This window comes from Novipirellula sp. (genome assembly GCF_041583735.1).
Lineage (GTDB): Bacteria > Planctomycetota > Planctomycetia > Pirellulales > Pirellulaceae > Novipirellula.
Map to the genome: position 1 here is coordinate 1 of NZ_JBFHFD010000448.1, position 7,098 is coordinate 7,098.

The window sequence follows — 7,098 nt, forward strand, 5'->3', positions numbered from 1 at the left end:
GTCCGCGTGTTGAAAATTGAACCCGAACGAGCTGTCGCGGAAATCCTACCCGACTTCAGCCAAGGCACTATCCAGGAGGGCGATCGTGTCGACACTACCCTCGACTGAGAAACCACGTAAACAACCTCCGAGTGTTTACACCGTCATTTTGATCCTTGCGATGCTGTTTATGCTCGTTGCGGTGATCGCCATGTACGTGGAATTGGGCCGCTGGGCTCCAGACTATTATCGCACCAACAGCGCTCAACCCGGCGCGATGCTCGTGCCCGTCAACAGTTCGGCGACGTTTGCCTAACGCAGACGGGCGATTTTCTCGATTGAAAAATGCCAGCGACGTTGGTGCTTAAGTGACTGGCTTTTATTGCCGACAGCACCGCGGAGGATCGCCGGTCGGTGGCGGCGAGAATGATTTCGCCCCCGGGAGACTTGTGGGCCGGTCATTTTGTTGCAAACATAGTTGCTTAGCTATTGCATTTTGCTTTGCTTCACTCTCGGGCTCGCATGATCCTTCATGGGCCACGAGGATGGTCTGAAACCTCTTATTGTTTGCCATACAATATCACTCTCATGAAAGTCTCTGCTCCGAAAATCGAGCGTATCTCGACGGTTGATTCTCACACCTGCGGCGAACCCACACGGACGATTGTTTCGGGAGGCCCCGATCTTGGTAAAGGGACGCTGATGCAGCGTCAGCAACGTTTTGCCAAAGAATTCGATCACTATCGCACCGCGGTGATCAACGAGCCGCGTGGCAGTGATGTGTTGGTGGGGGCTTTGTTGTGCAAACCCACCAATCCCGAGTTCGCGGGCGCAGTCATCTTCTTTAACAATACCGGTTATTTGGGAATGTGTGGCCACGGCGCGATTGGCGTTGCGGCGACGCTTGCCTATTTAGGCCGCATCGGACCAGGCTTTCATCAACTCGAAACGTCGGTCGGCGTGATCGGTTTCGAGCTGGATGAAGACATGCACCGCGTCACGATCGAAAATGTGCCGAGCTATCGCTATCGCAAGGCGGTTGCGGTCGAGGTTCCCGGATTTGGCCAAGTCGTGGGCGATATCGCGTGGGGAGGCAATTGGTTCTTTTTGGTTCGCAGCGAGTCGGCTCAGATTCGTCCACAGCATCTCGACGAATTGTTGGTGTTCACCAAAGCGATCCGCAAGGCCTTGGAAGACCAAGCCATCACGGGGCATGGCGGCAAAGCGATTGATCATATCGAATTGTATTGTGATTCAGGGACCAGCGATGGTCGCAACTTCGTGCTTTGCCCAGGCGGCCAGTGGGACCGATCGCCATGTGGCACCGGCACCAGCGCCAAGGTGGCTTGTTTAGCAGCCGATGGCGAGCTTGCCCCCGGGAAACGGTGGCACCAAGAAAGCATCATTGGCACCTATTTCGAAGCCAACTATCGCGTGGCAAGCGAACAAGAGATCAAGCAGCTTGGCAACATCAGCCTGGATCCTAGCCAAGCGACGGGCGATTCCGTGTCGGCGGGGGCAGGGATCATCGTCCCGAGTGTTACGGGCGAAGCTTCGGTGACCGCCGAAAGCCAATTGTTGCTCGACCCCGACGATGCATTTCGGTACGGGATCCCGGTCTAAGCGTGCCTGTAGGGCCGCCGAATCGATCCCCTGCCTTAACCCATCGATCTCCTGCCTAACACCCAGGCCAGCCTCAATAGATGCCAGTCCAAGACACGCCCGCCCCGCACACGCCCGCTCACCCTATGCCTGCTCAGCCCATTGCATCGTCCGCTGGCGACCCCCAGCATGTGGCAGTCGTGGGGGGCGGAGTGGTCGGTATCGCCTGTGCCCACTACTTGAACCTCCGCGGGTATCGCGTGACGGTAATTGATCGCGGACGCATCGGCGGTGGGTGTTCACACGGCAATTGCGGCTACGTCAGCCCCAGTCACGCATTGCCGCTGGCTGAACCCGGGGCGATTTTCTCGACGCTCAAGGCGATGTTGAAACCGAATCCGCCGCTGCGAATTCGACCGGGATTGAACGTCCCTCTTTGGAAATGGTTGTGGAATTTTTCGCGTCGCTGTAACGAAGCGGATTGGATTGAATCGGGGCAGGCGATTCATCCGTTGTTGACCGCATCGATGCAGCTTTACGGGGACTTGATTCGAGATTACCAACTGGATTGCGAATGGACCAAACAAGGATTGTTGTTCGTTTACAAGAATCAGCAGGCGTTTGATTCGTATGCGGCGGTCGATGAGATGCTCCGTCGCGATTTCAACGAGCCTGCGCGGCGGATGTCGGCAAGTGAGTTGCTGGAATTTGAACCTGGGCTGCAAGAGGATGTCGCGGGGGCTTGGTATTTTGAGCATGACGCTCATTTGCGGCCTGCCCGCTTGGTCGCATCATGGCGTGATTCGCTGCAGAACCGCGGAGTGACGTTTGTCGAGAATCAAGCACTCGAAGCGATTGTCGAATCGGGCGGCAACGCGCAAAGTGTTTCGCTGTCGAATCAGCAAGTCGTGGCAGATCAATTTGTGATCGCCACCGGCGCCTGGACGCCGCTACTCGAGAAAATGCTTCGCTTTCGCGCTCCGATTCAACCCGGCAAAGGCTATTCGATCACGATGCCCCGGCCTGAGCACTGTCCCAGCACACCAATGATTTTGCCCGAGCGAAAGGTTGCCGTGACTCCCTGGGGTTCCGAGCTACGCTTGGGGTCGATGATGGAGTTCATCGGCTACGACTCGAAGATATCCAAGAAACGACTCGGATTGCTGACGCAGGCTGCGGCCGATTACTTGAAGTGCAAGCTGCCTGAATCGTTCTCGGAAACCTGGTACGGATGGCGGCCGATGACGTACGACAGCACTCCGATCATTGGACGCTGCCCTTCCTTCTCGAACGTCTACTTGGCGTGCGGGCACAATATGTTGGGGCTGAGCATGGCTCCTGCGACCGGTCGCATGATCGCCGAGTTGGTCTCGGGCGATCCCCCGAGTCTGCAAGCTAAACCGTATCAAGCAGAGCGTTTTACCGCTTAACAGGCCCTGCTTCTCGTGTGGCTCAACTTCTCGTGTGGCCCTACTTCTCGTGTGGCCCTACTTCTCGTGTGGCCCTACTTCTCGTGTGGATCGTCTTCTCTGCGGACAAACCAGAACCATAGCAGCCCCATGCTAGTCAGAATGAGTACCAGAGAAAAAACAGAGATAATCAGCGAGATCATGATGGGGAACAGATGGGTAGGGAAGTGGCGGAGGCGTGACGGCTGTTACCGCTCGCTGCATCTCTTCCGCATTCACGAAAACTAGAACAGCAAACCCTCATCGCCGATGGCCTGGTTTTTCTCGTCGTCATTATCGCGGATCAAAGCGTCCACTTGAATAGGGGTAACTTTGACGGGGGGCTGCTCCCCTTGTGGCTCGCTTTGCCCGGTGCCTTTACGATTCAATTCGTTGATGACCACCAAAGCATCCAGTGGCGAGATTCGATAGTCACCATTGACGTCGTAATAAAGGTCCCCGTTGGGCTGCTCGGTTTCGGGATCAAGCTCGCCATTTCCGCTACGAAACTGCAACGCATTGATCACAGCGAGCGCGTCGGCGGCGGTCACCAAACCGCTCGAGTCGACATCAAATGGGTTCGCTGCGTTCTGGAATAACGGAGATTCGTCGTCAACCAAAGTAATGCTCGCAGAATCCGAAACGTAGCCACTTGCCGAGATCGTGTAGCTGAACTGCTCGGTTCGTTCGGGATCGTTGTCGTTCACGGGCACCACGTCGATCAGCAAGCTGGTTTGATTCACGGGAATGACAAAGTCACCAGCGAAACCGAGTTCACTCGCGTTGCCACCGGAAATTTGAATCGGCAACGCTTGCGATACATCGCTATTGCTGCGGGTGATCCGCAGTTGTACCGCATTGGCTGCGTCTTCGCGGACCGTGTCTGCGGTGAAGACGGCGCTGAGTGTTTCGTGATCTTTGACCAGCAGATTGATCACAGCTGGATCGACGCCAGAACCCGAGGCGGATAATTCAAGCGACTGGTCTCCGTCAAGCAATGCGTCGTCGACCGCCGCGACGGGAACTTTGACCGAGGTTGCATTGGCGGGAATGACCGCGGTCGCTGGTACGCTTGCCTCACTGGGGTCCGTTGAATTTAATGAAACCGTCTGCGGGCTGTTCGAGGCTGGTCCGGAACGAGTGATCGTCAACTCGGCCGCCGCGTTTCCGCTGTTTTCTACAATCGAAGACTTGTCGAGCGTCAGCGATAATTTCGGAGGGGACGACACCGCAACGCTAAATGTTTTCTCATCGATTCCCCCATCGCCGTCATCCACGCGGACGCGGACGGTGAAGTTACCCGCAGTTGAATAGGTGTGCGTGCCGTCAAAGGAGGCCAGCGTCGGGCGGGTGGCATTGCCAGTCTGGTCGATCGTTGCAACGCCCGAATCGACGTCGCTCCCGTCGCCCCAATTGACCGTGTAGGCGAACGTCTCGCTGCTGGACGGATCGGAAATCGATCCAATGTTGGTGATCGAAAGGGGCGAGTTGACGACCACGTTTTGGTTTGCAGCGACGGAGAGTGTCGGTTTGACATTCGTGACCGAAGCGGTCGTGACCGGGATGATCAGCTCGCCTAGACTGCTGCCGGTCAGGACGATTTCCACAGGAAAACTGCCATTGTCGCCATAGACGTGATTGGCGGAGACCGTAACGGTTGACCCCACCAGCGTCCAACCGATGTCGTCCAAAGCCGCAACGTCGAGCGGGGTGATCGGTTGTCGCTCGTTGTTATTGAGCGAGCTTCGCATCAGCGTCGCTTGGTTATCGGTATTCAAGATCGAATCAGCCCAGTGAAAGTTTTGATTCAGCGGCGGATTGCTGGTCCCAACATAAGCCGCATTTGCTTTCGCACCCGTAAAGGAGTTTCCGTTGGTGTAGGTGCTCCACGATTTGTTGATCCCCGCGTTGCCAAACCCCAGCACGTGGGTCAATTCGTGCATTGCGACGGTAATGAAATCGGTTTGCCCAGGCTGAATGCCATCAATGTTTTTATTGAAGTACCAATTGGTTCCGTTGTTATCAAACGCGATCGAACCTCCCCACGGTCCAAAATCGGTTGGCGGCGATGCTTTGGCGCCGGTCTCGCCGCGGAATTGGACGGTGTCTCGAAACGCATTGATGTTTGCAAGCTCTTGGGGCGTGATCGATCCGACACCGGGGAACGCGAATCCACCGGGACCGCCGCGGCCACGTTCAAACCCACTCAAATCGCGGGCGCCGGGAAAAATGACGAGCTCGTTGGCGTTGATTTTCAAATTTTGGGCAACCGCGTCGCGGGCGGTCCCATTGCTGTTGATCGTGGAATTACCAGTCGATGGGTTCGTGAAATTGGCAATCCACTCCATCTTTGCTCCTGCGTTCGGATTGATCGCGTCGAGATTATCGGAAAAACGACGGACAATCGAGTCCGCGGCCAGCTGCAGCAGTTCTCGTCGGTACTGATTGGCTCCCGAGAAAAATCCCGAGGAGTCGAGTGAATAGTCAAAGCGGATTTTCAAGCCACCCGTCGCTGGTTGCGAATTGACCGCGGCGGCGGTTTGCGTGCCATCACCCCAGCGGATTTCAGCGGAGACGTTGCCTAGCAGCCCCGTGGTATCCACGTTGCGAACAATTTCAAATGGATCACCCTCGGCAACCAATAGCCGACGGTCTTCGAGCGTTTGGTAGCGGATCTGCCGTGCAGCGCTGCGATGGCGTTTTCTTCCCTGGTTTCGCGCTGGGGATGCGAAGGAGCGGTCGATTCCGCCAGGGAGTACGGCGGTTGCAATACGAGCCAGAATCGCTTGGGCAGTTGGTTTAAGCATAGCGAAATGGATGGAGAGAAGAGGTGACTAAGGGCGACTTCCGTGTCGAGGGGGGCAACGCCGAGGATATCAACGACTCGGAAGCTCTGGTAACGCCAATTGTTGGAAAAGCGGAGAATTTACGGTTGGGTTGCCGCACAGGGGGCGTCCGCCACTGCTGCTCTGACAAAGATTCGCCCCTATTGAACGGTAGCCCCAAGAATTCAGGTACCCCTTCGTTGGCGGTAAGCCACGAATTGGTTCCAGACGAAAAGGGCACCGCCGGCTAACAATGATGCCGTTAATCCTACAAGTGACGGCAAAGGCGGGGGTGCAATCGGCATACCCGCGAATCTGGGAAACGTAAAAACAGCGGAGATCGGCTAACCGAAATAGGGTTCGCGTGATAGCATTTTGCCGTCCTCCAAGCTCGTGTCGATCCCGCAGCGGCAGGCGGCGATTCCGCGACGGGCACTCGAACTGGTAAATTAGGGCCTGCGACGCCGCAATCTCCATTTTTCCCCTCCCCTCGTTTCCTTCCGCCTCGAGTTACCAAAAAACTCGGCGACCGCCTCAATCCCGCTCTTTTTTCTTCCTTCCCAAACTATCGATCTTCCCATGACCGCTACGAATTCATCCGTCGATCCTGATAAAAACCGCGATCCCGAAACGCTTTGCTCGTACCGTTGGTTTGGCCCAGACGACATGCGGTCATTCGGCCACCGTTCGCGGTTGAAAGGGATGGGATTTGATGACATTGATTATCAAGGCCGGCCGGTCGTTGCGATCCTGAACACGTGGAGTGATTTGAACACCTGTCATTCGCATTTTCGCAACCGAGCGGACGAGGTGCGTCGGGGGATTTTGCAGAGTGGAGGTTTTCCGGTCGAAGTGCCGGTGATGTCGCTTGGTGAAATGATGATGAAGCCGACCACGATGCTCTATCGCAATCTGTTGGCGATGGAGGTGGAAGAGGTTTTGCGGTGTCACCCCATTGATGCTGCCGTTTTGATGGGCGGGTGTGACAAGACGGTTCCCGCAATGTTGATGGGGGCAATCAGCGCCGACGTCCCCTCGGTCTTTCTGCCTGCTGGTCCAATGCTAAAAGCACGCTGGAAAGATGTCACGCTGGGCAGCGGCAGTGATGTGTGGAAATACTGGGACGAGCGACTGGCGGGCAACTTGTGTGACCGCGATTGGAATTGCATCGAAAACTGTATCGCGCCCTCGGCGGGAACCTGCATGACCATGGGCACGGCAAGCACGATGGCCTGTATCGCCGA

At 56.2% G+C, this 7,098-nt stretch carries 6 protein-coding genes; 5 read left to right on the plus strand and 1 reads right to left on the minus strand.

Annotation, left to right across the window (positions count from 1 at the left end; all coding sequences use genetic code 11):
- Positions 1 to 85 precede the first annotated feature (85 nt).
- From ABX962_RS25360 to ABX962_RS25370, 3 genes are all read left to right on the plus strand, one after another.
- Positions 86 to 295, plus strand: a complete 210-nt coding sequence (locus ABX962_RS25360; protein WP_372723487.1) for a hypothetical protein — start codon at positions 86 to 88, stop codon at positions 293 to 295.
- Positions 296 to 588: 293 nt separating this feature from the next.
- Complete coding sequence (locus ABX962_RS25365) at positions 589 to 1,602, plus strand: proline racemase family protein (RefSeq protein WP_372723495.1); 1,014 nt, start codon at positions 589 to 591, stop codon at positions 1,600 to 1,602.
- 80 nt (positions 1,603 to 1,682) lie between these two features.
- A complete protein-coding gene (locus ABX962_RS25370; protein WP_372723489.1) occupies positions 1,683 to 3,011 on the plus strand; it encodes an NAD(P)/FAD-dependent oxidoreductase in 1,329 nt (442 codons plus the stop codon).
- A gap of 263 nt (positions 3,012 to 3,274) precedes the next feature.
- Here ABX962_RS25370 and ABX962_RS25375 read toward each other — a convergent pair whose 3' ends face one another.
- On the minus strand, positions 3,275 to 5,836 hold the full coding sequence (locus tag ABX962_RS25375) for a dockerin type I domain-containing protein (protein WP_372723491.1): 2,562 nt from the start codon (positions 5,834 to 5,836) through the stop codon (positions 3,275 to 3,277).
- 23 nt (positions 5,837 to 5,859) lie between these two features.
- Here ABX962_RS25375 and ABX962_RS25380 point away from each other — a divergent pair, with 23 nt between their 5' ends.
- On the plus strand, positions 5,860 to 6,105 hold the full coding sequence (locus ABX962_RS25380; RefSeq protein WP_372723493.1) for a hypothetical protein: 246 nt from the start codon (positions 5,860 to 5,862) through the stop codon (positions 6,103 to 6,105).
- Between the two features lie 415 nt (positions 6,106 to 6,520).
- A partial coding sequence (locus ABX962_RS25385; RefSeq protein ID WP_372723497.1) for a dihydroxy-acid dehydratase occupies positions 6,521 to 7,098 on the plus strand: 578 nt, incomplete at its 3' end.

What these genes read in the sequence shown, in the direction of transcription:
- ABX962_RS25370 (WP_372723489.1), top strand. Translation starts at nt 1,683, where the DNA reads ATGCCAGTCCAAGACACGCCCGCCCCGCACACGCCCGCTCACCCTATG.
- ABX962_RS25375 (WP_372723491.1), bottom strand. Translation starts at nt 5,836, where the DNA reads ATGCTTAAACCAACTGCCCAAGCGATTCTGGCTCGTATTGCAACCGCC.